General features: G+C 59.7%; 27 protein-coding genes and 1 pseudogene. 17 read left to right on the forward strand and 11 right to left on the reverse strand.

All coding sequences use genetic code 11. From position 1 onward, the window contains the following. On the reverse strand, positions 1-271 hold a 271-nt coding region (locus AA0535_RS11515; RefSeq protein WP_264816401.1), incomplete at its 3' end, for a hypothetical protein. Positions 272-787: 516 nt separating this feature from the next. On the opposite strand from AA0535_RS11515, the gene AA0535_RS11520 reads away from it, so the two are divergent. The 8 genes from AA0535_RS11520 (at position 788) to AA0535_RS11555 (ending at position 8,227) form a co-directional block, all read left to right on the forward strand. Next, positions 788-1,375 (forward strand): hypothetical protein, encoded by a 588-nt coding sequence (locus AA0535_RS11520; RefSeq protein WP_264816403.1) that lies wholly within the window; start codon positions 788-790, stop codon positions 1,373-1,375. Positions 1,376-1,378: 3 nt separating this feature from the next. Next, positions 1,379-2,545: a hypothetical protein gene (locus AA0535_RS11525; protein ID WP_264816405.1), complete on the forward strand. Its 1,167-nt coding sequence runs from the start codon at positions 1,379-1,381 to the stop codon at positions 2,543-2,545. Positions 2,546-2,574: 29 nt separating this feature from the next. Then, positions 2,575-4,149, forward strand: coding sequence for a hypothetical protein (locus tag AA0535_RS11530; protein WP_264816407.1), 1,575 nt, complete (start codon positions 2,575-2,577; stop codon positions 4,147-4,149). Positions 4,150-4,190: 41 nt separating this feature from the next. After that, positions 4,191-6,494, forward strand: coding sequence for a DotA/TraY family protein (locus AA0535_RS11535; protein ID WP_264816408.1), 2,304 nt, complete (start codon positions 4,191-4,193; stop codon positions 6,492-6,494). 4 nt (positions 6,495-6,498) lie between these two features. Continuing rightward, positions 6,499-6,819, forward strand: coding sequence for a hypothetical protein (locus tag AA0535_RS11540; RefSeq protein WP_264816409.1), 321 nt, complete (start codon positions 6,499-6,501; stop codon positions 6,817-6,819). A 181-nt stretch (positions 6,820-7,000) separates the two neighbouring features. After that, complete coding sequence (locus AA0535_RS11545; RefSeq protein ID WP_264816411.1) at positions 7,001-7,123, forward strand: hypothetical protein; 123 nt, start codon at positions 7,001-7,003, stop codon at positions 7,121-7,123. Between the two features lie 554 nt (positions 7,124-7,677). Further along, positions 7,678-7,971 carry a BrnT family toxin gene (locus tag AA0535_RS11550; protein WP_264816412.1) on the forward strand — a complete coding sequence of 98 codons (294 nt, stop codon included), beginning with the start codon at positions 7,678-7,680 and terminating at the stop codon, positions 7,969-7,971. Next, positions 7,922-8,227 (forward strand): BrnA antitoxin family protein, encoded by a 306-nt coding sequence (locus AA0535_RS11555; protein ID WP_264816415.1) that lies wholly within the window; start codon positions 7,922-7,924, stop codon positions 8,225-8,227. Before AA0535_RS11550 ends, AA0535_RS11555 begins: the two co-directional genes overlap by 50 nt. A gap of 41 nt (positions 8,228-8,268) precedes the next feature. On the opposite strand, the gene AA0535_RS11560 is transcribed toward AA0535_RS11555, so the two are convergent. Further along, positions 8,269-8,712 carry a hypothetical protein gene (locus AA0535_RS11560; RefSeq protein ID WP_264816417.1) on the reverse strand — a complete coding sequence of 148 codons (444 nt, stop codon included), beginning with the start codon at positions 8,710-8,712 and terminating at the stop codon, positions 8,269-8,271. Next, entirely contained in the window at positions 8,709-9,605 is an 897-nt protein-coding gene (locus AA0535_RS11565) for a thioredoxin domain-containing protein (protein WP_264816419.1), read from the reverse strand. Before AA0535_RS11565 ends, AA0535_RS11560 begins: the two co-directional genes overlap by 4 nt. Before the next feature lie 126 nt (positions 9,606-9,731). Between AA0535_RS11565 and AA0535_RS11570 the strand changes: the two genes are divergently transcribed. The 9 genes from AA0535_RS11570 to AA0535_RS11610 all read left to right on the forward strand — a co-directional run bounded on the left by AA0535_RS11570 (position 9,732) and on the right by AA0535_RS11610 (position 16,472). Further along, positions 9,732-10,205, forward strand: a complete 474-nt coding sequence (locus AA0535_RS11570) for a hypothetical protein (protein ID WP_264816421.1) — start codon at positions 9,732-9,734, stop codon at positions 10,203-10,205. A 23-nt stretch (positions 10,206-10,228) separates the two neighbouring features. Then, complete coding sequence (locus AA0535_RS11575) at positions 10,229-10,942, forward strand: lytic transglycosylase domain-containing protein (protein WP_264816423.1); 714 nt, start codon at positions 10,229-10,231, stop codon at positions 10,940-10,942. A gap of 163 nt (positions 10,943-11,105) precedes the next feature. Next, positions 11,106-11,606, forward strand: coding sequence for a hypothetical protein (locus AA0535_RS11580; protein ID WP_264816425.1), 501 nt, complete (start codon positions 11,106-11,108; stop codon positions 11,604-11,606). After that, entirely contained in the window at positions 11,603-11,776 is a 174-nt protein-coding gene (locus tag AA0535_RS11585) for a hypothetical protein (RefSeq protein WP_264816426.1), read from the forward strand. Before AA0535_RS11580 ends, AA0535_RS11585 begins: the two co-directional genes overlap by 4 nt. Before the next feature lie 158 nt (positions 11,777-11,934). Then, the gene (locus AA0535_RS11590) at positions 11,935-12,135 is read left to right on the forward strand and encodes a hypothetical protein (protein WP_264816429.1); all 201 of its coding nucleotides are present in this window, start codon (positions 11,935-11,937) and stop codon (positions 12,133-12,135) included. Next, positions 12,132-12,383, forward strand: coding sequence for a hypothetical protein (locus tag AA0535_RS11595; RefSeq protein WP_264816431.1), 252 nt, complete (start codon positions 12,132-12,134; stop codon positions 12,381-12,383). The genes AA0535_RS11590 and AA0535_RS11595 overlap by 4 nt, the downstream gene beginning before the upstream one ends. Positions 12,384-12,471: 88 nt before the next feature. Then, positions 12,472-12,759, forward strand: coding sequence for a DUF2312 domain-containing protein (locus tag AA0535_RS11600; protein WP_264816434.1), 288 nt, complete (start codon positions 12,472-12,474; stop codon positions 12,757-12,759). Positions 12,760-13,605: 846 nt separating this feature from the next. After that, positions 13,606-14,949: a replication initiation protein RepC gene (gene repC, locus AA0535_RS11605; RefSeq protein WP_264816437.1), complete on the forward strand. Its 1,344-nt coding sequence runs from the start codon at positions 13,606-13,608 to the stop codon at positions 14,947-14,949. Positions 14,950-15,773: 824 nt separating this feature from the next. Further along, entirely contained in the window at positions 15,774-16,472 is a 699-nt protein-coding gene (locus AA0535_RS11610) for a hypothetical protein (protein ID WP_264816440.1), read from the forward strand. Between the two features lie 116 nt (positions 16,473-16,588). On the opposite strand, the gene AA0535_RS11615 is transcribed toward AA0535_RS11610, so the two are convergent. The 8 genes and pseudogenes from AA0535_RS11615 to AA0535_RS11650 form a co-directional block, all read right to left on the reverse strand. Further along, complete coding sequence (locus AA0535_RS11615; protein WP_264816443.1) at positions 16,589-16,882, reverse strand: hypothetical protein; 294 nt, start codon at positions 16,880-16,882, stop codon at positions 16,589-16,591. Positions 16,883-16,894: 12 nt separating this feature from the next. Then, positions 16,895-20,041 (reverse strand): error-prone DNA polymerase, encoded by a 3,147-nt coding sequence (locus tag AA0535_RS11620; RefSeq protein WP_264816445.1) that lies wholly within the window; start codon positions 20,039-20,041, stop codon positions 16,895-16,897. Next, positions 20,038-20,295 (reverse strand): hypothetical protein, encoded by a 258-nt coding sequence (locus AA0535_RS11625; RefSeq protein ID WP_264816447.1) that lies wholly within the window; start codon positions 20,293-20,295, stop codon positions 20,038-20,040. The genes AA0535_RS11620 and AA0535_RS11625 overlap by 4 nt, the downstream gene beginning before the upstream one ends. Next, the gene (locus AA0535_RS11630) at positions 20,295-21,803 is read right to left on the reverse strand and encodes a Y-family DNA polymerase (RefSeq protein ID WP_264816449.1); all 1,509 of its coding nucleotides are present in this window, start codon (positions 21,801-21,803) and stop codon (positions 20,295-20,297) included. The genes AA0535_RS11625 and AA0535_RS11630 overlap by 1 nt, the downstream gene beginning before the upstream one ends. Then, entirely contained in the window at positions 21,694-22,479 is a 786-nt protein-coding gene (locus AA0535_RS11635) for an ImuA family protein (RefSeq protein ID WP_264816451.1), read from the reverse strand. Before AA0535_RS11635 ends, AA0535_RS11630 begins: the two co-directional genes overlap by 110 nt. 360 nt (positions 22,480-22,839) lie before the next feature. Next, positions 22,840-23,262, reverse strand: coding sequence for a type II toxin-antitoxin system VapC family toxin (locus tag AA0535_RS11640; RefSeq protein ID WP_264816453.1), 423 nt, complete (start codon positions 23,260-23,262; stop codon positions 22,840-22,842). Beyond that, a complete protein-coding gene (locus tag AA0535_RS11645; protein WP_264816455.1) occupies positions 23,262-23,516 on the reverse strand; it encodes a type II toxin-antitoxin system Phd/YefM family antitoxin in 255 nt (84 codons plus the stop codon). The genes AA0535_RS11640 and AA0535_RS11645 overlap by 1 nt, the downstream gene beginning before the upstream one ends. Before the next feature lie 186 nt (positions 23,517-23,702). Beyond that, a pseudogene (locus AA0535_RS11650) lies at positions 23,703-23,806 on the reverse strand (IS5/IS1182 family transposase); the annotation flags it as partial.

Below are 23,806 nucleotides of genomic sequence, written 5' to 3' on the forward strand. Positions count from 1 at the left end.
GGGCCTTGGCGCGAACAGAACTGATCGAGCGTCCGAGTTGGTCCGCAATCTCCTGCGTAGCCATCCCTGATGGATAGAGAAGCTGGACGGTCTCCTCTTCCTTGAGGGTCCACAGGCGGCGATATGGCTTCGAAGGTTTATAAGAGGGAGATGCCCTCCACTCCCCCTGCGTCGGATACAGCCACGTCCGATAGGCGAGCGAGGAGCGCTCTGCGATGAAATGGTTTGTAACCATCGAAAACGTGGCGGCCGAGGCAGTCCCTGTGAGCACCGGTCATCCTTCCGTTCGAAATGTCTAATGAATTCAGACCTTAGAAACGTCATGCCGAGTCGCTACGCAAGCGTTATTTTTGTGTGACAAGATGGTGGGGTGACGCCGTTTTGCAAAATGTTGCTAAAATCATCCTACTTTTGTCAGGCGGAACAGCGATCTAGATTCGAGCCCTGCCCTGTGCGCATAACAAAAAAATTATCGTGCATAGCTCATCATCCGCCGAAATTGCCATAAAAGTGACGAGATCGTAATGAATCCTGCAGTCGAATCGTCATGCATGACAATTTTTTAGCGGCGCTCACATCGCGCTGACGCAATGTAAATGGGACATCGCTGGAGGTCCCATATAGTGCCCGATGAAACCGCCCCTGAGGCCGACACCGCTGCTGCGGAGCGGAGAGACTGGCTGACGCCCGATCATGTTCGTCACGTCCTGGATCGGATCAGAGGCGCCCTCGGTCCCTCATCTCGCAACATTCGCTCGGACGAACGTCCTGCCGGAGCGGGGCAGCAATGAGTCTCTGTCGATCGCTACGCGGTGGGCGATTTCTGTCCGTGTGCCTCTTTGGCCTTGCCGTGATCACGGCGTCACGCGAAGCGCATGCCGATGATGCACGCGATGCAGGATGCCAGGCACTTGTGAGCGCAGCCGCAACAGGTATGGCCAATCAGATCAAGGCGGATGACCAGACGATCAGGCAGCCGCAATCGATTTCGAAATTTACCTGCCTTGGCGATATCTTCGGTGGGGTCGGACTCAACGTCATCACGAATGGCCTCGATATCGGAGCGCTCGCCCAGTCCGCGATGAGCAAGGTCTGCACGCAGCTCAGCTCGGCATGGGATAATCTCAAGGGCTCCGCGCAATGCGGCATGACAGTGACAGGACTGAATACGAATTTCGGTCTTGGATCCCTGGGCAGTGGCAATTTCTGCCCGTCGCTGAATTTCGGCGGCGGCGGTGACGCCCTGATCAATGCAGGCACCAACACGAATGGATCGAGTTCCTGGGATGCGCAGGGCTCCACCCAATTGCCGACGGGTTACGAGCTGGATCTGGCTGGCCCGTCCACGGGCTACTCGCATGTGCAGGGGAACTGAGCCGTGGGTCGTCTATTTCGGCTGCGCAATTGCGTGGCGCTTGGCATTGCCTTTCAGATCGGGACATTCTTTGCGCCCAGGCCTGCTTATGCCTTTTTTGACTCGGTTGCGATCATCAGCGCGATCACCGCACTGCAGAGTGCTATGAACACTGCAGTTTCCACCGCGAAGAACGTGCTTAATAATTCATTGGGGCTGATCAACACGGGTCTTGGGGACGGATTCGGGCAACTGAGCAAGCTCTCGATTGCCAGCATTACCGCAGACCAGAAAATTGCCGACGCCAATAACATTGTCCAGGCGCAGATCCAGCGCGACGAACGTAATGCCCAGGTGCGTGACCAACATGCCGTCAATCGCCAGGACTGCCTCAATCTGCAGGATGGAGCGGCCACAGTTGTCGCGGCTCGCTCGGGCGAGCAGTTCTCTGCGGCTCTCGATGGAGGAAAGAACCGCCGCACAGATGCACGGCAGGGAACACCCTCCTGGACCGGATCGGGGCAGGCAACACAGGCCGCGAACAACCACCATTTCTCGAAGTACTGCAACGACGCCGAAGCCGAAGCAGGATTATGCAGCGCCGCATCCGATGCATTGGTCAATGCTGACCAACATGCGATCAGCCTGTTGGGACCGTCAGTCTATGCAGATCAGGACGGGATCAATCAGGCCAATGACTACGCTCAGGGACTGATCGAACCCGTTGCCCCTCCCGCGCTACGCGGCGACGCCATTCGCTCTCCCCAGGGGCAGAGCCTCCTGCCCGAGCGACGCGCCTACGGTGCCGCCCTCTCTCTCGCTCATTTTGTCGTCGATGACGTCCAGGGCTGGCGCGCGCCGACCGTGACACTCTCAGCCGCGCAGCGTGCGGAAGCCACAAGGGAAGGTCGCACGGACACTGAAAAGGGGTCCGAACTCGAGGCGCTCGAACTGGACATCAATCGCAAGCTCGGTGGCACGGACTGGCAGGGCGATCTGCAGGCGATGCCCAGTGATAAATCCGTGCTGATCCAGATCGCCCTGCTCGATGCCCAGCGTAATCAGATCATGCTCGCCCAACTCAAGATGCAGCAGGCGCAGGCCATGATGCAGGCCGCCCAGCTTTCCACCATGGAGCGCGACCGTCTGGCGCATGTCACGCCTATGACCGTCCCGACCCCAACGAACTGAAAGACAGCGCGATGTCCGAGACACAATCTATGTTTGCCTCCCTCCTCGAGCATCTGGATGGCCAGCAAAAAGCGCTTCCTCCTTCTCAACGTGGGCTTGGAGGCCGTCTTACCGAGCTGAGGCAAAGCCTGGCGCAGGATCCCTCGCTCGAGAACAATGCACGGTTTCAGGTCGGTGTTGCCTGGCTGCTGCAGGACTGGAAGCAGATGAGCGGTACCGGGCAGCAGCCCTGGCTGCCACCGCGGGAGGCAGCCATGATGCAAAGCCTCAAGGTCAATCTGCCGGGCCTGGAAAACGAGGACGTCAAGGCTCTCCTGCGCAATTCTGAGGGGCTGACCGATCAGAAGCTGCTCGCAGAGCTTCGTGACGAAGCCCTGCGCATTGCCGAACTGCCCCCGGGAGAGCAACTGGCTCTCGCAATCATCAAGAACCTTGCTGTGCTCGATTACCGCATGCAACAGGCAGGCGTGGGGACAACACAGCCACAGACTGGCCCAGTGCAGGCACCGTCTCCTGACCCCGTCCAGACGCCGATACGCGCGCAGGAAGAGGACCGACACCGGCCTTCAGCGCAAGATCTGGATACACCACCGCCGTCCTATGAGCCGGGAGAGGCTCCCGGTCTGCCGATGCAAGGAGCACCAGAACAAGGTGTTCGCGAAACGAGGGCTCCGTCAGAGGACCTGAGGCATGACCAACCGCAGCAGGAAACCCTGGGGGAGGGTGTATCCTCTCAAGAGGCTGACGCGAAAATGCGTCGAGAGGATCAAGAGACAGCTCAGCGTGCGCAGAGCGAAAGGCCAGTTGAGACCGAGATAAGCGATCCAGCCCCGGCGCGCCCTGAATCGCCAGTGTCACACTCGACAATCGCCAACCGGGAAAAAGGGCAAGGAGCCACTATGCCTGCCACCGCACCACCAGTAGGTGGCATGTTTGCCACGCGAACACCGCAGGCTGCCAAGTCCGAGCACACCGGGCCGAGCGTGGTCGAGAAAATTGTGGAAGTCAGCAAGGGGCTCGGGCAGTCCTATACGAATTGGCTAGATGGCAAGGGGAACGAACGCGACAAAAAGCGCATGACCGAGCTTGCGGCGAAAGTAGACCAGGCGGCGCAGACGGTCGACGAGAATATCTCGGCCTTTCGCACGACAGGCGCATCCTTCTTCGGTGATCTGGAAAAAACCGTACAGCGCGACGGCAAGACGCATCAGGAAGTTATTGCTGGCATGCATGAGAAGGGACCCTATGCCCGCTTGCGTCAGCAATTCGACAAGGCACTTGCCGATAACCCGATGCTTGCCGAGCAGCACGCCACACTGAAATCCTCCCTGAACAACCTCAATAATCGCGTGCGCAACCTGAACCTCGAGGCGAGGCAGGCCGAGATGCAGGATTCTCCTGTTGTTGCGGAGACGAACAAAAAGCTCAGCCCCGTCGCAGACAGGCTGGAAAAGCTGCCCTCAAGCGAGCCAGGTGCAAACATGCTCGAACGCGCCGGCAATTTCATCGTCGATATTGTCGAGAACGTCCGCCGTTTTTTGGACCAGCTGCGGGGAAAGGAGGCAGGGCGTGAACGTGATAACTCGCCCTCCATGTCGCGGTGATCCGCTGCTCCCTGAGCGACCTCTTGGCTGAGAGAGAGACCATGAACCTGCTTGTTGCCCGGTTGCGCTTTTGGCTCTCGCTGCTGCTTGCGGTTGCACCCGTGCTCGGTGCGAGCTTCGCGCAGGCGCAGACCACGAGCGCATCGCCAAGTTGGGCATCCTTCGATCCCGGATCGGACTGGTCCGCGACGGTTCTGGACGGGCTTTTCCCGGCGAGTGGGACGCAGGGCTCGGTTATGGGGACGATGCTTGGGTATATCTCGAGCGTCGTGATCTTCTTCTGGGTCTTCTGGTTTTCCTATGCAAGCATCATGCAGGTGCATCGCACGGCTGAAACGGGAAAATTGCGATCAGCCCATTTCAATGCCTGGGCGCCCATCAAGATCGTCTGGTCCGCAGTCCTGCTGCTGCCCGTCGATAACGGGTATACGCTAGGACAGGACCTCCTTTTGCGGGGATCGCGCATCGCCCTGGGTATCGCCACCCAAGGTGCCACGATCGTTGAAAACAGGATTGGGCCTGCAGCTTTGCCCATAGCCGCACCGGTGATGCCGGGTACGCAGTCCATCGTGCTCGCGGTGATGGAAAGCGAGCTGTGTCGGGCGCTGATCAACCAGGCATCGAACACGGCCTCAGGCGGTCAGCTCGTGCCGCAGCCGCAATTCAGCAGCAATGGTGCGCAGGTCAGCGTAAGCTGGTCGCTGGCCGAGGGCGACAGCGTCGGCTCGAATGTCTGCGGCAGTCTCAGTCTCGAAATTCCCATATCCTACGCGCAGTCTGCAACGTCCCTGACGAATCCTGTCGGGGCAATCGACTGGACCCAGTATGCCCAGGATAGACAGAAATCACTCGAGACGCTGGTTCAGAATGTTCGTGTCCCGATGGAGCAGATCGCGACCAATCTCTGGACGACGCGACAAATGTCTGCGCTGCGGGCAATGGATGCGGTTCTGACTTCTAATACGGCAACCTACCGGGCCAGCATCACGCAGGCGTCGGCGGCAGAAATTGCCCGCATACGAAGCGCCTATGATAGCGCTGATAAATCAGGGACTGGCTCAGGGATCGCGGCGATGTCGGGTCTCGGGTGGACCGGTCTTGGCGCCTATTACCTGCAGATCGGTCGACTTAATGGCGAGGTACTTTCGCTCGCCGCGCTCTCACCCAACGTCGAGAAACCAAGCTGGGAGGGAATGGGCTCGGCGCTACATCAGGATTTGGGCGGAATAATCGATGCCATCCATCGCTATGAAACGATCGAGAGCAGTCGAGCCTGGCTCGCAGACGATAAATCAGCGCCTGATAGCGTTCCTTCTCTGTATCCTGACAGCGCAATCCAGACAGCCAGTCCGGCCGATCCCTATAGCCTACTGACGAAAGTGATTCAGGCAGCTGGTGTCAATCGTCGTCTCCTGGCAGGTGCGCTCAACTATGCGGCGCCGAGCAGCGGCTCCGGCGCAACAGATCCACTGGCTGGACTGATCGGACTTGGACATCTTCTTATCCATATTGGGCTTGGTATCATCGCGGCAAGCGCGATAGCTGCCAATCCGGCAGCGAGTTTCACAGCAGCGGCCGGTGAAGCCTTGACGGGCAATGTAGGCGGCGCTGTCGCGCAGGTAGCCTCGACCCCGTTCTCAGGCGTCGTGAAGTCGCTTCTGGGCCCCCTGTTCACGGCTGCGGCCGGCCTCATCGCGCCTGGAATTGCACTGGCGTTCGTATTGCCGATGATGCCGTATTTTTACTGGATCGCCGGTGTAGCGGGTTGGTACCTGATCGTCATCGAGGCCGTGATCGGCGTTCCGTTCTGGGCTTTGGCCCATCTCACCTTCGCCGGTGACGGGATTCACGGTCGGGGTATTCGTGGTTACGAAATTCTGTTTTCGATCCTGTTTCGCCCTCTGCTGATGATTGCCGGTTTTCTTGTCAGCTATCCCCTGTTCCAGGCAGTATCATGGCTTCTGCTCAAGACTTTTACGATTGCAGCGTCCTTCGTATTCGATGCGGGCTATCTGGTCACGAACCTGATCGGTGTGATCGTTCTCACCTGCATGTTCGTATCGGCCGAGATTGCCTGGGCGGGGATCTGCTTCAGGATGATCAACACATTGCCTCATCATGTGGTCGCTCTTGCAAACATGACCTCGATCGGACGTTTGAACAGTGACGAGGTGGTTGGAAAGACGTCTCCGGACGCTCAGCATCAGGCGATCAAGGGTGCGGCGAAGCTCGCTGGTGATATAGCTGGGGGCGGGGGACAAAAACAGATCGACAATCACGGACCGCAACAGTTAGATTCCACGACGCAAGCGCTGTTACGCGATAGCGGACCAATAGGAGAATAAAATCATGTCTCTCGATATGATGGATTATTCGCGGCTTAGCGAAATCAATCGCGGTATTCAGACGCTCGCCCGGAATGCGCAGGCTCGAGGCAACGCTGCGACCGTGCCGGTCGAAACCTATAACCAGTTATTCGCCCGTTACGAGGAACTGCGCGTTCAGCTGGATGCTGCTCTGGCTACCTCAGCGCACTGGGAGAGGGAAGCCAGGAAGATGGAGGCAAGTAACAAACAGTGGATTGCTTACGCTGACAAGCAAGAGGCGAAAGCGGAAATTGCGGAAGAAAAATATCTTCGCGCCTTGGCACCCGGACACAAAGCCAGCTGAGGTGGCTGTCGTGCGTCGATCTGTTTTGCTGTCGAGCTTCCTCGTGTCACTCACAGGATGCGTCTCACCTAACGTGGCCTCTCCAGGATCAACCCATGGTCCCAAGGCGTCCTACGTAGCCAATCGGGACTATGATCCTTACGCCGCATATGGGTCTGCTCCGGTTATTTGGAGGCCTGCAGTGGCGACGCGGGCGGGTACTATCATCAAGCCAACAGACCCGACCGATCAGGCCGAGCGCCCTGATTACGAGCACGGCCCTTGGTCCATCGAACACAAGGCGGCGCAGGCCGGTACGTTCTGATATCGAACGCCGCCTGACTCATACGCACAACCATAAAAACCTTGGAATAGCGGCAGGGCTGTACTAGAGTTTTTGTGCCCCCGACGCGGGGGCGCTCCGCCCGGGTGCGTCAACACCACGAGCGAAGCTAACGCCGACAGAGACAGACCCTCATGACGACGCTGATCGCTTTCCAAACATGGACTCGAATTGCGCGCAAGCCCCTTGCGCGCGTGGATCGTTCAAACCCCTGATTCCCCGCCACTCTTTTTATGGCCGGGGAGCGGTTCAATCGCTCCCGAGCGCGTAGCTACGCGCCCCGGACGGTTTTCGCCGATCTCGCAATCGATGCCCTGTTCCGTTTCCCAGGGGCAGACGAGGTCTTCATCAAATCATCGGAGAAGCGCTATATGGCGCGCGGGAGAAGCATGATTGCTCAACCGGGAAGGATCGTTGAGATCGTTGCCCGGGAAGACGTGACACCGGAGCAGTTCAGGCAGCTGTTTGCGAAACGTCGGTGATCCGTTTCGGAATTCTCTTTGGTCCGATTCAGCATAGGTGTATATACATAAAATATGCTGGTTGTTACATGGGACGAGCCCAAGCGTCTCAGCACTTTGAGGCGTCGTGGTCTCGACTTCGCTGATCTGAGCGCAGATTTTTTCCTCAGATCGCTTGTGGTGCCAGCTAAGCGCGGGCGCCGGATGGCCATAGGCCCTTTCCTCGACGGAACGATCGCTGTGGTCTTCCTCGCGTTAGGGAATGAGGGGCTGTCCATCATTTCAATGCGACCCGCTAGTGCAAAGGAGAGGCGAGCCTATGAGGAAGCTCAAGACGCTCAAAAGTGTGACCGAGACGCAAGTCCGTGAAATGATTCTTGAGGATCCCGATGCCCCCGAGGCTACCGATCGGCAACTTCGACGGGCAGTACCCTTTGCGGAAGCTTTTCCTGATTTGGCGGTTCGCGCTAAAGACGGTCTCGTGCGCCGGCCGATAGGTCGACCAAGAAGCGAGAAGAAAAAGACATCGGTCTCGCTACGTCTGGACCCTGATGTTCTAGAGAAGTTTCGGCGCACAGGTCCAGGCTGGCAGACACGCATCAACGAGGCTCTGCGCAAAGCCTGACTCCGCATGGCGGGCCAAATGATACGCCACGCTACCGGGTCTCACCGCGGCCAGAGGTTCTGCGCGTCTGCCAGGAAGGCCGTAAAACTTCCTTGGTGTCCCCGTGCGCGCCAGTTTGTGTAGCATTGAACAAGGCTCTGTAGACCGAGCGCGCCTGATATCAGGATTGTCTCAAGACTGGGCAGGCGCATGATCATCCAGGCTGCAGATAGTATATGCTCAAGCCACCATCCCCAGACCCCCATGCTTAGCAGCATGAAGAGCAGCGCCCATTTCCGGCTTATGCGTCGTTGCCGCATCGTCTCCGCGTCATCGACCACCGGATCGACATTCGCCGGGTCTGACTGCACTAACGGCATATCCCCGAGGATCGCCCGTGCCTGACGCAACATCATCACAGGGCGCAGGAATGGCAGGATAAGCGGTCGGATAACTGCGAATACAAAGGAGGCCTTGGCGAACCCCCATAGGCCGGAACGCTTCAAGAGGCGATCGCCCTGAGGAAGGTTTCGAGATCGTCAGGTAGACCCGCTTGCGTGTGGGAATGACCTTCATGGTCGCGCCAGGCGACGGTCGGTGTGCCTCGGATCGAAATCGCATGCGCGGCCGCCATGTTCGAGACGAGCTGCGCCGGCGCCGTGGGATCGATCCGGGTGTCGGCTACGCCTTTTCCTCCTGCCATGATCTGCTGCCAGGCCGCGCCCATTTTCTGCGAGCCAGCAGAAATCAGCATGTCGGCAGCAGGCGTGCTGCGGTTGCCGTTCTCGTAGTCGTTGATGGCGATCGGGACGAGCGCGACCTGTATACGACCGGACTGTATCGCGCCCTGCAGGCGTTGCATGGCCTGTTGTGAATACGGGCAGAGCGGGTCGATGACCATGTAGACGCGCGGTGCGCCCTCGCGCCCGACAAGCCCGTAGTCTGCTGCGGCCAGGCGTGCGACAGGATCGACCGGATTTCCGTGCTTCTCGAGATCCGGAGCTGCCGACCTGGATGGCGTCCAGGTTACAGTCGGGATGACACCCGGAATGGTTGCGACCTGATCGCGTGTCACATTCCGCCCGGTCTCATCCCACATAACACCGCCTATTTCCGCGGTACCGTCTGGCGTCAGATAGAACACCCGAAACTGTTTTCCACTCTGCGCAAAGACGCCCTGCAATCCATGTGAGATACCGAGATCGCGCAGCTCTGCGCCGTGACTTGCCAGTCTCTGCAGGGCGGCACTCGTCTGGATGGCTTCAAGCGAGAAGAGAGGGGGCAGAGCACCGCTCTGCGCAGGAATATGCGCGAGGGTAGGGGGGGCAGCGCATTGCTGCGCCAAGGCTGGCAAGGGACAAAACAAGACTGTCAGGCCGATGATCTGAAGTGCGCGCATGGGGCTGATCCTCCTGGAATCAGTATGGCCCCGCCCGATGTGAGCGCGCGTGAACGTGAAAGATGCTCGCGCTCACATCGCGAGACATTATGCTTGGGGTTGTCCACCCAGGATGGAGCCCGAAAGATGAGAAGACGTTATGCTGGCGCGATAGGTTTTGTTGTCGCGGCGATGATGGGGGCAACTGTACACGCCCAGAATTTCACCCCTGAGCAACTCGATCGTATGGCGCAAGAGCGCCAGAAGGAAATTGGGCCGCGCAACTGGGGGCCACCGCCGCCGGTCACAAACGAGACCTATGTGAAACGTTCCCTGCCTGTTGCGGTCGAGTGCAAAAGCCCCCGCAGGGATTTTGAGCCGCTCTATGCCGAACCCAGTCTCGAATCTGTTCGCGTCGGCGTGGCAGCTCCCCAGATCGCCGTCACCTCTGTCGTCTCAAAAGGCTGGCGCAAGGTTCTGCGCGTCGGCAATAGTTTCGCCTGGATACCTGATGCAGATGTCGTCCCATACCAGCCTCTGGTTCCCGGAAATACGACACGCTGCGTTGTTGCAGGCGAAGCGGCGAACGGGATGATCCTGTTCGACCATCCCGCGAAGTGATGAGCATGGGCGGCAGGCGCATCTTGAGGCAATCTGGCTACATCGCCTTTCTGGCGACGAGCTTTCCTTTCACCTGCCTTGCTGTGCCGCCCCAGATCGTTCCCGAGATTGGCGAACTCGGCACGCCGAGCTTTTCATTCCCCGGCAGTGCGTCATCGCAATCCTCTTCGAGTGGATCGTCTTCGTTAGGGTATAGCGGTGCATGGGGCACGGGCGATGCCTATAGCACCATGCTCTCGCAGAGTTACGGTGCGGCTGCACTTGCTGCAGCGCAAGCTCAGGGAATCAATCCTGATACGCTTGCTGCATTCGGCCAGATCGAAAGTCATTTTTCCAATGTCGGAAATTCATCATCGAGCGCGAACGGTGTTTGGCAGGTCACGGACGGCACATGGAACGAATATGCGTCCAAGCTCGGCTTGAGCGACGCCGATCGCTCAGATCCGGCCATACAAGCGAAAGTGGCCAGCGCGATCATCGACGATTACGCGAGCTCAGTCAGCAAAACCACAGGATCTCCCGCGACAGGGGCTCAGGTGTATGGGGCATATATGTTCGGCACAAAGGCCGGATCGGAGATCGCCGCCGCGAAGGATTCACAGACACCGTTGAGCCAGTTCGTGTCCAGCAGCGCTTTGGCGGCGAACAATATGACGGGCTGGACCGTCGGACAATATTATAACACGGTCGCCCAGCGCATGGGCTCAGGGGCGTCCGAGGCGGTGACGAATGGCTAGAACGATCGTCTCCGCTGAGACCTCGGGTCGGGCTCGTCAAAACGCGAGTGTCCTACGCGCCTCGTACCGTCCGGTTGTCGAGCGATGCGTCACCCCCTGCCGCGTCAGCGTGCGATACCGCGTCAGGCTAGGGGGACAGGTAACGCCCCCGCCTCGCGAAACTATGTCAGAATGTGGGAAGGCAAGCTATCGTGAGGGCCATCCACCTTCTGCGCTTCTGGCCGGCGGAGGGTTATGTCTCGGTCTGATCTGCGCTTTCGTAGACGGATTCCTTACTGCGGATCAGTTGGAGCCGGTATTCGCGTGGCTCAGCCATCACCTGCCGGTCTCTATGGGAATCGGGTTCCTTTCCTTCTTCAAGACGCACTGGCCTCAGCCGCATTTCCATTGGGTGCCTGTGGTCTGGATCGGCATGGCGCTGCTGACCGCGCTGGTCGGTAAAGCGGCTCTGCTGCCTGCGCTCCGACTGGCACGCATGGCCGGTCCACGCGCAACGACAAGGTTGCGTATTCTCTCTTGTGTTGCCGGCATGGCCGGGGCAGCAACTCTCATTTCGGGAAGCGGAACGAACACGGCGTCGTATGCGTGTCACGCGCTCACATCGCCTCGGCCCATACTAGGCGCCTCGACAGTGGGGCAAACAGTGAAGCGAGTCGTAAGATGACTATCGAAATATTTGCCGGTGGGCCTGTGGTTTCGGGCAAGAGCATCAGCATGGCCGAGTTCCATGAACGCAAAGCCCGATATGACGCCCCTCTTTCCTCCCAGGCAGCAAAGCGGCGCGTGGCAGTTGAAATGCCGGTCGAGTACCCGATGCCGGATCTGGGTTTGTGATCTGTCGGGAACAGCAGAGCGCGTTGCTGTGCCTCTGATCACCAGATTGCAGCAGGGCCTAGTCAGTGTGCGGCCAGTCTATCCGTTAGGGCGGTGGTCTCAATCAGGAGATACGAATGTCTCACGATTCATGCGGGTGCCAAGGCAAGATCAGATTTTTGTCCCTCACACGCGCCGAGGAGGCGGCGCGCTCGATGCGCAAGCGCGGCAAAGGCTCGGTCGGTACCTATCAGTGCGATCGCTGCGGTTTTTTCCACGTAGGTGCCCGATCGTCGGACGCCCGTGCCCATACCCGTGCGCTCCATGGGCGCCCTTCGCCCCGATGCGTGCAGATCCAGTCAGGAGGTCTTGACCAGTGAGTAAGGATACTCCCATCACAGCAATCAGCAACACGGTCACTATCCAGGGTGAGGCACGGTGGAGCTCTCATAACGAGCAGGGAATACCTGGTCACTTCTATGACCCTGTAAGTGGGTGGAGGGCCGACGATCCGTGCCGCGCTGTTCATGAGGCTCTGGCCTCCACAACGTTCAAGCTTCTCTACGACACGTTCGAAGCAGGCACTCATCTGACCACCCCGCCGTCTGACGACACGCAACAGTCCTAATCGAAACAAGAGACGTTCGGGACAGGCATGTTCAGCCATGTGCTCCCGCAAAGTCCGGAGACCTTATCTTATGGATATGCCATTCGACATGAACGAAGCGGTCGCCAGTCGCGCGCGTCAGGCGGCCGGCCCTGATTCCAATGTAGCCGGCATCGCTGTCGATCGTCTGCGCAGCGTGATCGAGCGTGTGGAACGCCTCGAAGAGGAGCGCAAGGCACTCGCCGGCGACATCAAGGACATCTTCACAGAGGCCAAGTCCGCAGGATTCGACGTTCATACAATCAAGAACATCATCAAGCTTCGCAAAAAGGAGCCGAGCGAGATCGAGGAGCAGGAGACGCTGCTCGACATCTACCGACGTGCTCTGGGAATGTGAGGCGCTGCCTCGTGGATGGTCTCGCCATAATATCCGGCCTTGGAGTGCAGATATCGCCCAATACTGGGCCTATCGGGGCTCTGCCGAATGCTGCCAAGTTCCCGGAGTTGAACGGAAAATTTCGTTTTCTGCACGTTTCCGACTTGTTCGGCGAAACGATCTGCCGCAATTTCGTCGGTTACTGCCACCGGACCGTTTTGAGCCGTCTGGCGAGTCGAGGAAAAGAACCACCATGACCTGACCCCCAGACGCCAAAAACCCCGCCTCCCCCGATTTACCAGATCGGAAGAGCCAGGGTTCATGACAGATCGGAGATCTGGATAAAGGGCCAAGCTGATTAAGGCCCCCATCTAGCGATGCTCCTACCCGAAACGCAAGAGGTTTTTTGCGAACGGGAGAGATTTGTCTGAACGACCAGCCAGGAAGCGGTTCACGCAACCACTTTTCGATGGATGTTGACCTGACATGATTTTAGCGACGGAAGTTCCCGAGTCTCTCAAACGGAAGAGCGAGCCTAGTTTCCGACTTGTTCGGCGAAACAATTTGCCGCAATTTCGTCGGTTACTGCCACCGGACCGTTTTGGGCTGTCTGGCGAGTCGAGGAAAAGAACCACCATGACCTGACCCCCAGACGCCAAAAACCCCGCCTCCCCCGGTTTGCGAGACCGGAAGAGCCAGGGTTCATGACAGATCGGAGATCTGGATAAAGGGCCAAGGCAATTAAGGCCCCCATCTAGCGATGCTCCTTCCCGAAACGCAAGAGGTTTTTTTGCGAACGGGAGAGATTTGTCTGAACGACCAGCCGGGAAGCGGTTCACGCAACCACTTTTCGATGGATGTTGAACCATGGAGTTCACCCCTCCCTTTGCGGGGCAGGACGGGTCGTATCGGCCCGGACGGCGGCGGCTGAGTGCGGCCATGCTGGAAGCCGAAGCCGAGCTGACACAGGAGCCTGCCGACTATCCGGCGCGTCGCGAGGTCCTCGGGCTGCTTAAATCGCTGCGTGGTGCCTTGCCTGTATCGGCGGCGGCCGCCAATACGCTGATCGTGATGATCGAGCACACCAGGGCGGAAGACTGGACGGCGATGGAGACGCCTTTCGTCTACGCCCATAATGAGACGCTTCTGAACTGGACCGGGGTGTCGCTCGCAACGCTGCGACGTCATATCCGTGAGCTTGCCGATGCCCGGTTTCTGGTGGCCCAGGACGGCCGCAACGGGCAGCGTGGGAAAAGGTGGCAAGGGACAGAATCCCAGCGGACAGGGTTCAACCTGGCCTCGCTACGGCATCGCTGGCATGATCTTGTCGCACTCAGCCGCTCGGAGACGCGCCGGCGGGAGGAACTGAGCTTCCTGCGTCAGGAAATCGCCTCGCTCAACGAGCAGGTGCGCCTGCTGTCCGACGCACTCGACCAGCCGATGATCATGGCAGAGGCACGTCGTCTCATGCGTTTGCGTCTGATGACGAGTGAGCCGGCCAAACTGCACGCGCTGCATGGGCAGATGGCTACATATCTCGTGGCCCTTCAAGCCATCCAGGCGCAGCAGGAAACGACTGTGGATAACCTCGCATCCGCCGCGCCTGAGACGCCCAATCTGAGACCCATGGGTGCGCAAAATGAGACCCACTATACAGATACAAAAAACAATCTATCTCTTAAAAACGTAGTCTCCGTAGCGGCTTGCAGCCGCAATCGCATTGAAGCAATGCGGCGTGAGCCGTTGGATGATCCGGGTGAAAATCCTCGCCTCGGTCGTGAAAGCGCTCTTCGAGGTTTCAAGGGAACAGCTCAGTTCTATCTCGGAATTTGCAAAGCCCTTCGCGAGATATGCCCTACTGCAACACCCAGCGCGGAGCAGCTGATCGACGCGGCCGAATATCTGTCAGGTCAGATCGGGGTTTCGTATCACGCCTGGGTGCAGGGATGTGGCGTTCTCGGTCGGCTCCAGGCGGCGATTGCCGTAATCATCATGGCCTCGCGCCTTGAGCGGCAGGCTGTAATCCATGCCCGCGACGCCTATTTCAGGGCCCTTGTGGAGCGGGGAGCTCAGAACGCCTTGTTTCTTGACCGGAGCCTCTACGCACTGCGCGATGTTCGCAACCGGGAGGAATTGGCCATAGGCACATTGGTCGAGACAAGGGTAGCTGCCGATATGGGATCGACTACCATCCAGGGCAGGCGACACTGATCGGATAGCTGAGGAAATGTGGTGATTTGTGTCGTGTTCGCGAGGGCAAAAAATGAGTGATCTGGCTTTGTCGAGACGGGAATGTGTATGGCTGCGGCAGAGGTTCCAGCGCGAAACACCTGGGTCGGTTAGGCTTGATGAGGGTTTCCCTCTTCCGGGCTGGTATGGTTCCTGCAAGAAGGATCGTTATGTCCCGGCCGCACTCCAGACGATGATCGAGCGTGGATTGGCGACGACCCCACACCGCATCGAGCAGGAGCCGCGGTTCTATTTCACGCGTCTCGGTATAGACGCTATCCGAGCTACTTTCGGGCATCCCAAGGGACTGAAACGCGAAGAATGTCCCGCGCTTGCGCAGGCCGTCGGCCGAGCGGCGAGGCGCACGATTATCCGTTGATCAGGTAATCAGTCTTCTGCCTGGTCGTCTTCAGGCGCAGTTTCAGATGAAGATCTGGCGAAGCGTCGCGTTCGTTTGCGAATCTCGGCGTCGATTGCACTACGGATCATCGCATTGCGGTTCTCACCGATCTCCAGAACTGAATCGATGAGGGCCTTAGCCCCTTCGGGAAGGGTAAGGAGCAGTCTTTCATCCCAATTTTTTTTTCTGCCCATGTAGAGCGGTTAACCCACAGCGAGCCGATCGTCAAACATTTTTCATATATATGGAATTGACTTGAAACGTATATACGATATGTTTTGATACAGTTTCTCACCTGGAGTTGATCCCAATGGGATTTTCACGCGCTCTCGCCCCCCTCTTCCTTATTTCGTCCTGCGCTCTGACAGCCTGCGGAAGCTCGACGCCCGCGCCTGAGCCCGTTCTTTTGAGCCAATTCAATGCGAATACGGATCGCTTCGATGTCGTAAGTACGATTGGCCGCGCTGAAGGCACTATTCAGAAAAATGGTCGGCCCTGCGATATCTATCGCATCTATACGTCCGGTCTGACGTCTGGCGGGCGCGCTGCCATGAAGGCTGGCGAGGTTCTGACCAGTGTTGCGACACTTGGATTGGCCCAGGTCATCTGGGCACCTGTCAAAGCCGGAACGCGCCCTCAGCTTCACACGGTTCTGTTCTGTTACGGTCGAACGGACAAGCTTGTCGATATCTACGACACCGATCCGACGAGCTCGCATGAGCAGGATCATATGATCCTCAACCAGGCGGCTTACAGCGAGCCGGTCGCTTTGGCCGTGCCGACCGGTCCCGTTCAGGCAACGACGTTCCTGGTCCCCGGTGCCGTAGCGGCGACGCCGATCTCTGTGGTAACCGACGCGCCCGCCGTCACCGCGCCAGGTGTCACCGTGATACAGGAAAAGGCTGTGGCACCGCTGCCCCCTGCCGAATCAGGAACGATCAGCCTCGATTCAGTCTCCCGCGAAGCGACAGATGGCAGGAAGACGATCTCGACCGGCAAGGCCGCGATCGCGCCCGATGCCTCCTCGGATGATCTGAACAATATCAGCGCGACCAAGGCCGCGACGGCAAACGCTGTTCTCAAACCCGGGACCGCCAGTCCCTGACTTAAGGGAACGAATGACCCTCTCTGGCTGGTTCAGTACGTCACGCGACAGTCGGTTGAGCCAGTCCAAGGGGGTCATCAGAGCGTCAAAACAGTGCGCAGAAGGCGCATATATCGTCATCTTTCGGCTTCTGGCACGTCGCCGATTTCTCCGAGAAACTCCGGCTCGCTGTAATCACCGGCCTCAGGGTCGGCCGTAACGCACACAAGATGCGCACCGGCGAACATCGTCCCTCCCGCACCGATCCGGTCGAGGAGCTGCAGTCCATGCGCCGGGTCGCGACAGGCGGTCGCAGGGGCTGCTTCAAGCGTGACCTCTCCATCTTTGGATGTGCGCCACAGATAGGGCTGCAGGATAATCTTCGTCTGGGGGCCGCTCTCACAGGCGGGTTCGCGGTTCTTTTTCGCCATGATTCCTCTCTCCTATCGAAAATTACGGGCCTTGACGGGTTCGGACCCCTTCAGGAGATCCGTCCTGTCCTCAGGCTCGCGCATAATGACGTGAATGACCTCGCCCTCCTTCTGAAGCGTGCCATGGCACACCATGAGATGGGCTGAGATCAGTGGTCGACGCCAGGTCTCGCGCACGGACTTCCAGACGATCAGATTGGCGATCCCCGTTTCATCCTCGAGCGTGATGAACATCGTGCCATGCGCCGTGCCGGGGCGCTGTCGCATCAGCACGAGCCCCGCAATCGAGATGTGCGTCCCATCCCGCAAGCCGGCCAGATCGCCGCAGCGCGTCATGCCTTCGCGCTCGAAAAGCGGACGCAGGAAGGAGACCGGATGCGCCTCGAGACTCAGACCTGTCATGCGGTAATCCTCATGCACGGCATCACGCGCCGGGAGCGCAGGAAGCGCTACGTCCGGCTCGATCACCTCCGGCTCGATGAAGTTGCGTCCTCGATCGGCCGCCGCAAAAAGCGGGAGTGGTGCTGTATCGAGACCTTTGACCGCCCAGAGCGCGGCGCGGCGATCGACGCCGAAAGACGCGAAGGCATTGGCATTGGTCAACGCCTCGAGTGCCTGCAGCGGGATATCGCCGCGACGCCAGACATCGTCGATGCTCTCGTAAAGCGGCATGCGTGCCGCAATCAGTGCGGCCGCATCCTTGTTTGCCAGACCCCGCACCAGGCGCAGACCGAGGCGCAATGCCAATCCCCTGCTTTTGTTGGAGGCGGGTTTTGCCGTTCTTTCCAGCGTGCAGTCCCAGCGCGATGCATTGACGCAGATGGGGCGGATCTCGACCCCATGGGCGCGCGCATCCTGAACGATCTGGGCCGGTGCATAAAAGCCCATGGGCTGGGAATTGAGCAGGGCGGCGCAGAACACGTCGGGGTAGTGGCACTTTATCCAGGACGAGGCATAGGCGATGAGCGCAAAGCTCGCCGCATGGCTTTCGGGAAAGCCATAGGACCCAAAACCTTCCAGCCGGGAGAAGGTCTCTTCCGCGAATGCGGCCGTATAGCCTTCGCGCTGCATGCCGGCGATGAGCTTTTCGCGAAAGGGGGAAACACCGCCCGTCATCTTGAAGGTCGCCATGGCGCGCCTGAGCTGGTCGGCCTCGCCCGGCGTGAAGCCTGCGCAATGGATGGCCACCTGCATCGCCTGCTCCTGAAAGAGCGGCACGCCCAGCGTCTTGCCGAGAATGTTCTCGAGCGTATCGCTCGGATAGATCACGGGCTCGATCTTCGCGCGTCGGCGCAGATAGGGATGAACCATATCCCCCTGGATGGGGCCAGGACGCACGATCGCGACCTGGATGACCAGATCATAGAAGGTCGAGGGCTTCATGCGTGGCAGCATGGCCATCTGGGCGCGGCTCTCGATCTGGAATGTGCCGAGCGTGTCGGCGCGCTGAATCATCCGGTAGGTCTCGGGATCTTCCGCGGGTACGGAGGCCAGATCCATGCTCAGGCGATAATGCGCGCTCATGAGCTCGAAGCCGCGTTGCAGACAACCCAGCATGCCCAGACCCAGAACATCGACCTTCATGAAGCACAGCGCGTCGATATCATCCTTGTCCCAGGTGATGATCTGCCGTCCTTCCATCGCGGCCGGCTGCAAGGGCACGAGCTCGTCGAGGCGATCCTGGGTGAGCACGAAACCGCCGGGATGGGTGCCCAGCTGACGCGGAAAGCCCAGAAGCTGGCGCGCCATGTGCAGTGTGAGCGCGAGACGCCGGTCCTTCGGATTGAGGCCGGCTTCGATCAGACGCTCGCGGCAGATCTGCGGGTCATCCAGACAGGACGCGATATGGCGCGAAAGCTGGCCGGTAACGTCATCGGGCAGGCCGAGTACCTTGCCGACTTCACGTAAGGCGCCTTTGGGCTGAAAGCGCTGGACCGTTGCGCAAAGAGCCGCCCGATGACGGCCGTAATGGCTGTAGATCCACTGAATGATCTCCTCGCGTCGATCGCTTTCGAAATCGACATCGATATCGGGCGGCTCCTTGCGGTCCTCGGAGACGAACCGCTCGAAAAGCAGGCCTGAGCGGACAGGATCGATGCTGGTAATACGCAGCACATAGCAGATCGCCGAATTGGCGGCCGAGCCACGACCCTGACAGGCTATGCCCAGCGCGCGGGCATGCTGGACGATCGTGTTCACCGTCAGGAAATAGGGCGCGTAGCCCAGCCGCTCGATCAGGGTGAGCTCGTGTCTGATCTGCTCACGGACCGTCTCCGGTGTGCCGGCCGGATAGCGTCGGGGCAGGGCGCCTTGCACCAGACGTGCAAGGGTCTCCTGAGGGCTTTCCCCCTCGATCGTCGCCTCGCTCGGATACTGGTAGCGCAGATCGTCCAGCGAAAAGCGGCACAGATCGGCGATGCGGCTCTGGTTTGTCAGGGCCTCAGGGAAGGCGGCGAACAGAGTGCGTTGCTCGTCTGGGCCGCGCAGGACGAGATCCGGACAGGCCATGCGCTCGGGGCCAAGCGCATCGAGGGTGGTATTCGTATGAATGGCAGTCAGTACATCGAGCAGAAGATGACGCTTCGGATCGTGCAGCCGCACATCGCCGGTTACGACGGTCGCGATCCCCGTTTGCACCCCCAGGGCCTGCAAGCCATGCAGTCGGCGCCAGGCATAGGGCTCGCGCCGATAGACGAGACCGAGATAGCGCCTATTACGATCGGGCGAAACGGCGCAAAGCGCCTCGATCTGAAGGCGCGTCGTCTCGATCGCGATCCCGGGCTGCAGGATCAGGACGAGATGATCGGCTGCCTGTTTCAGATCCGACCAGTCGAGCGCGAAGACCCCGCGCTCTCCCCGGTGATGGCCGAGTGTGAGCAGCTTGCACAGCCAGCCCCAGCCGGTTCGGTCGATCGGATAGGCAAGCAGCACGCTGCCATCTGACAGGGTAAGGCGTGTTCCCGGTATCAGCCGGATTCCGACTTCCTTCGCCGCCCGATGCGCACGGACCACGCCCGATATGCCGTGCCAGTCGGCAAGGCCGATTGTCCCGAAACCGAGATGCGCGGCCTGGGCAATCATTTCCTCGGGCAGGCTCGCGCCCTGCAGGAAGGAGAAGGCCGAGAGCGTCCCCAGCTCGACGATCGGGGTTGGGGTCATGACCGGTCCTTGTCCTCGATCCGTCGATGCGGATGAGGGTGACGGCTGCTATCGGGCGCACCCGGCGCGGGGCGACGCATGAGCACGAAGCCGCAGCGCAGCAGATGCACGACCAGACGCTCGGCGACCAGTCGGGCCATGAATTCATCGGCATCGTGGACACGTCGCCTGCCATCATAGCGCAACCCATGCTGCAGGGCGTCGGCAAGCTCTTCGGGGCGGGCGTTCAGCAGGGGATCGACAGGCTGGGTCATCAGAACAGGCCCTGCAGATGCCACTGGCCCGAACCGGTCCAGTCATGGACACCATCTCCCAGGCGATAGAGCCACAGGCGCTGTCCTTTTTCCGTCTCGATCGTCCAGTAATCGCGCATGATCCCGAACGCGGCCGGATCCTGCCACCAGGCGCCGGCAATCCGCTCGGGCCCCTCGGCACAGACGATACGATGCAGCGCGTGGCCGAGCCGGAACTGACGCGGGGCTCCATCGGGGAGGAGGGCTGTCACCTCAATCGGGACGGCGCGATCGAGCAGAACGATCGGGCGGGAAGCAATGTCCGGGTGGCGCTCCCGTTCAACCGGTCCGTGCAGGCTTAGATGGCGTGATTCTTCAGGCCAGGCGGCGTCGATCCGATGCAGCCGCGCGAGCGAGATCAGTCCCGGCGCATTGGCCAGACGATCGAGCAGCGTTGCCGGCCAGGTGCTGTGCGTCTCACCATAGCCGGGCAGGGCGGTCTCATGCTGGCGGATCGGTGCGCATTGCACGATGACGAGCTGCACCGCCTCGATACCAAATCCCGGCTCGATCTGCGGGATCTGGTCGCAGAGCAGGCGGATCAGGCGGGCGGGATCGCAGGTGGCGTCGGATGTGCCCACACGCACCGCCTGGATCGTGTTATCGACACGCGTACAGAGGAAATCGACGAGCCTTGCGCCTTCCCCGCGCTCGAGGAGCTGCGCACAGATCCCGGGGATGAGGGCCTCGATCACTGTTGCGATCGCGTCTGCCGTGCTGATCGGCTCGAACAGGGAGCGGGCGCATTGCACACCGCTGCGCTCCTGCACGAATGACAGGGGCATGGGACGCAGACCAGAAGCCTGATCGAGGCAGTCGAGAAAGGCGCTCCCGAAACGCTTGGCCAGGGGTGCGCGCGGCAGATCGAAGCACGCCCCGATCGTCTCCAGGCCGAGGCGTTTAAGGCGCATTGCCAGGGCCTCGTCGATCGGCAGGGACGTGCAGGGCAGGGCGCGCAGGGCGGTTTTATGTGCCCTAGGCGCGATGATCGCCGTCTCTCCCGAGCGGGCAATTGCGCGAGAGGCGGCTGCACTATCGCTGATGCAGGCAAAGGCGTTGTGTCCAAAACTGCGCAAATCGGCGCAAAGCCGCTCGAGAAAGGCGGCTTCGCCCCCAAACAGATGGGTGCAGCCCGATAAATCGGCGAAGAGCCCATCCGGCGGGTCGGCGGCCACAAGCGGCGACATCCATAGACCCCAGGCGGTCAGGCGGGCGAGCGCTTCGCGGTCCTGTTCCCTGTCATGCTCGATGACGAGCAGATCCGGATCGAGCGCCCTTGCATGGGCGAGTGTCATGCCGGCCCCGATCCCGGCGCGGCCGGCCGATGCATCGACTGCCGTCACAACACGTCTGTTGCCCTCAGTGGCGTGCAGCACCAGCTTGTGCGAGGCTGGATAAAGCGCGCTGCTCTCGCGGCGCAGTTGCTCGGTCGAGAAGAAAGGCATCCAGAGAGCGAGGAAGCGGCTCATGGTCGGGGCAATCGAGGATCCAGCGTTTGGGCAAGCCCGCACGCAGCTTCAGGAGATCGGCCGCCAGACGACGTGGGCCGGGGAGAGGCAAGGCAAGACCGGGCAGAGGCAGCGGGCGGGACGGCTGGGCGGTGATCTGCCATCTGGTGGCGCAGGCACAGGCTTCGTGAGCAGCTATTGCTCCTGACTTGGTCTGGCGCAGGATGAATCCGGTAGCCCCTGTCGCCTCGGCGGACAGGTTGAGCCGGCGGGCTTCGGTCAGGGTGAGCGCACGATCGGTCTCGACAACCAGGATCATGGGCTCTGCGCAACGCAGGATATCCTCGGCGACCGGCAGAAGACGATCCGGCACGAGCTCGAGGCAGAAAAGGCGACGGCGCGCGATGCCCACTGTATCCAGCCCTGCCCCGAAAAGCCGGGAAGGGCGTGTGGAAAGCCAGAAAACCGGGCGATCGCTGCGGGCCAGGCACGGCAGGAGAAAGGCGAGCGTACTGCCGCGCTCGAGCGGGGAAGCGATCAGAAACTCATGCAGCGCGCCACCCGCCAGACCGCCATTGAGATGGTGATCGATCGGGTCATGACCTGTCTCCAGGCGTAGATGGGCGTGGTCTGTATGGTCGCGTCGCTCGATCTGCCGGATGCGTTTGCGCAATATGTCGATTGGGGTGTTGTCCATGTGCTCCTCCTCTCTGATAGGAACATAAGGAGAACAAGTCAGGTAAAAGCAAGTGAATTCTGGTGACAGGGAATCTGTCCTATGGACTTGTGGCGTGCCGCCAGGGCGGACACGCGCGCCCTATGGACAGGCTTTCACCCTGCCCACAGCGCGCCCGACACGCCACAACCCCACAGGATCATGAGCAAGAGTTTTTCTATTTTCTGAATTTCAAAAAGAGAATGAGCGGCTGCGTCGAAGGGAGGCTCTGATCGGGATGTGGGGCTTGATACACTGTATCGATCAGGTAATGATGGCGCTAATGCAGGCAGGTTTCCCAGCTCTTTTCCTGTCCTGCAGCCCTACCTGCAGCGTTACCGCTCAGCCGGGCTCCCAGGGATTGAGCAGCGCGACATTCGAGTGACGGAAGTCAGCGATATTGCGGGTAACAACGGTCATTCCGTGGACGAGGGCCGTAGCTGCGATGAGTGTGTCTCGCTCTGCACCCGGATCAGGCGTGTGAAGCTGCGCGCATCTGAGAGCCACGGCGAGATCAACCGATAGTACCCGATCGTTGAACTCGGGCAGAACGTGCTTGTCTAGCCAGGCCCGAAGGACGGCACCCTGAGCTGAGTCCTTGTGCTCCATTCTAAGAACGCCGAGCTCGAGCTCCATGATCGAGATGGCGGACAGGTAGAGCTCTCCGGCATCGACTTGATCCGCCCAGCGCGCCACGTGAGGATCCGACTTTCCAGAACGGATTTTTCTGAGTTCGGATACGACATTCGTGTCGAGCACATACATCAATCGAAATCCGCTGCGCGCAGACCAAGTGAGACTCTCGGTGCTTCGAACTCAATCTCAGGACCTGCGGGCATAGCGAGAGCCTCTGCGATGCGCCTCGGGCGTGCCGTTAATCTGCGATACTCCTCGATGCTCAACAGGACATGCGCTGGGAGGCCGCGATCGGTGATGATGACTGGTCCTTTGATCGAGGCTTTCTTCGCACCGCTGGTATCCTGGTTGAACTCCCTGCTGGAGAGTGTCGTAATAGACATGGAATACCTCCTCCTATATCTGTAGAAACGTTACTACACGGTTTCAAAGAAGTCCAAGGTTTGTTTCCTGTCGGCTCAAAAAGGGCGCCGATCTTAGACCTCCTCACAGAACCAGATACAGATCTCCGTCATCTGCTCAATCGGTATTCAACCGAAGGCTCACTCTTCCAGACTTAGAACTCATAGCTAAAATATGACGGTAGTAGCGAGGCAGATGGCTGAGAAGAGGACGGCCAGGCATCTGTTGTCGCATGTGGCGACGCGCCTCCAGTCTTTGAGCCGGCCGAACA

Source organism: Asaia krungthepensis NRIC 0535 (genome assembly GCF_025995175.1).
GTDB classification, from domain to species: Bacteria; Pseudomonadota; Alphaproteobacteria; order Acetobacterales; family Acetobacteraceae; genus Asaia; species Asaia krungthepensis.

What these genes read in the sequence shown, in the direction of transcription:
- AA0535_RS11520 (WP_264816403.1), top strand. Translation starts at nt 788, where the DNA reads ATGAGTCTCTGTCGATCGCTACGCGGTGGGCGATTTCTGTCCGTGTGC.
- AA0535_RS11530 (WP_264816407.1), top strand. Translation starts at nt 2,575, where the DNA reads ATGTTTGCCTCCCTCCTCGAGCATCTGGATGGCCAGCAAAAAGCGCTT.
- AA0535_RS11535 (WP_264816408.1), top strand. Translation starts at nt 4,191, where the DNA reads ATGAACCTGCTTGTTGCCCGGTTGCGCTTTTGGCTCTCGCTGCTGCTT.
- AA0535_RS11540 (WP_264816409.1), top strand. Translation starts at nt 6,499, where the DNA reads ATGTCTCTCGATATGATGGATTATTCGCGGCTTAGCGAAATCAATCGC.
- AA0535_RS11550 (WP_264816412.1), top strand. Translation starts at nt 7,678, where the DNA reads ATGCTGGTTGTTACATGGGACGAGCCCAAGCGTCTCAGCACTTTGAGG.
- AA0535_RS11555 (WP_264816415.1), top strand. Translation starts at nt 7,922, where the DNA reads ATGAGGAAGCTCAAGACGCTCAAAAGTGTGACCGAGACGCAAGTCCGT.
- AA0535_RS11565 (WP_264816419.1), bottom strand. Translation starts at nt 9,605, where the DNA reads ATGCGCGCACTTCAGATCATCGGCCTGACAGTCTTGTTTTGTCCCTTG.
- AA0535_RS11570 (WP_264816421.1), top strand. Translation starts at nt 9,732, where the DNA reads ATGAGAAGACGTTATGCTGGCGCGATAGGTTTTGTTGTCGCGGCGATG.
- AA0535_RS11580 (WP_264816425.1), top strand. Translation starts at nt 11,106, where the DNA reads ATGTCAGAATGTGGGAAGGCAAGCTATCGTGAGGGCCATCCACCTTCT.
- AA0535_RS11585 (WP_264816426.1), top strand. Translation starts at nt 11,603, where the DNA reads ATGACTATCGAAATATTTGCCGGTGGGCCTGTGGTTTCGGGCAAGAGC.
- AA0535_RS11600 (WP_264816434.1), top strand. Translation starts at nt 12,472, where the DNA reads ATGAACGAAGCGGTCGCCAGTCGCGCGCGTCAGGCGGCCGGCCCTGAT.
- repC (WP_264816437.1), top strand. Translation starts at nt 13,606, where the DNA reads ATGGAGTTCACCCCTCCCTTTGCGGGGCAGGACGGGTCGTATCGGCCC.
- AA0535_RS11615 (WP_264816443.1), bottom strand. Translation starts at nt 16,882, where the DNA reads ATGGCGAAAAAGAACCGCGAACCCGCCTGTGAGAGCGGCCCCCAGACG.
- AA0535_RS11620 (WP_264816445.1), bottom strand. Translation starts at nt 20,041, where the DNA reads ATGACCCCAACCCCGATCGTCGAGCTGGGGACGCTCTCGGCCTTCTCC.
- AA0535_RS11625 (WP_264816447.1), bottom strand. Translation starts at nt 20,295, where the DNA reads ATGACCCAGCCTGTCGATCCCCTGCTGAACGCCCGCCCCGAAGAGCTT.
- AA0535_RS11630 (WP_264816449.1), bottom strand. Translation starts at nt 21,803, where the DNA reads ATGAGCCGCTTCCTCGCTCTCTGGATGCCTTTCTTCTCGACCGAGCAA.
- AA0535_RS11635 (WP_264816451.1), bottom strand. Translation starts at nt 22,479, where the DNA reads ATGGACAACACCCCAATCGACATATTGCGCAAACGCATCCGGCAGATC.
- AA0535_RS11640 (WP_264816453.1), bottom strand. Translation starts at nt 23,262, where the DNA reads ATGTATGTGCTCGACACGAATGTCGTATCCGAACTCAGAAAAATCCGT.
- AA0535_RS11645 (WP_264816455.1), bottom strand. Translation starts at nt 23,516, where the DNA reads ATGTCTATTACGACACTCTCCAGCAGGGAGTTCAACCAGGATACCAGC.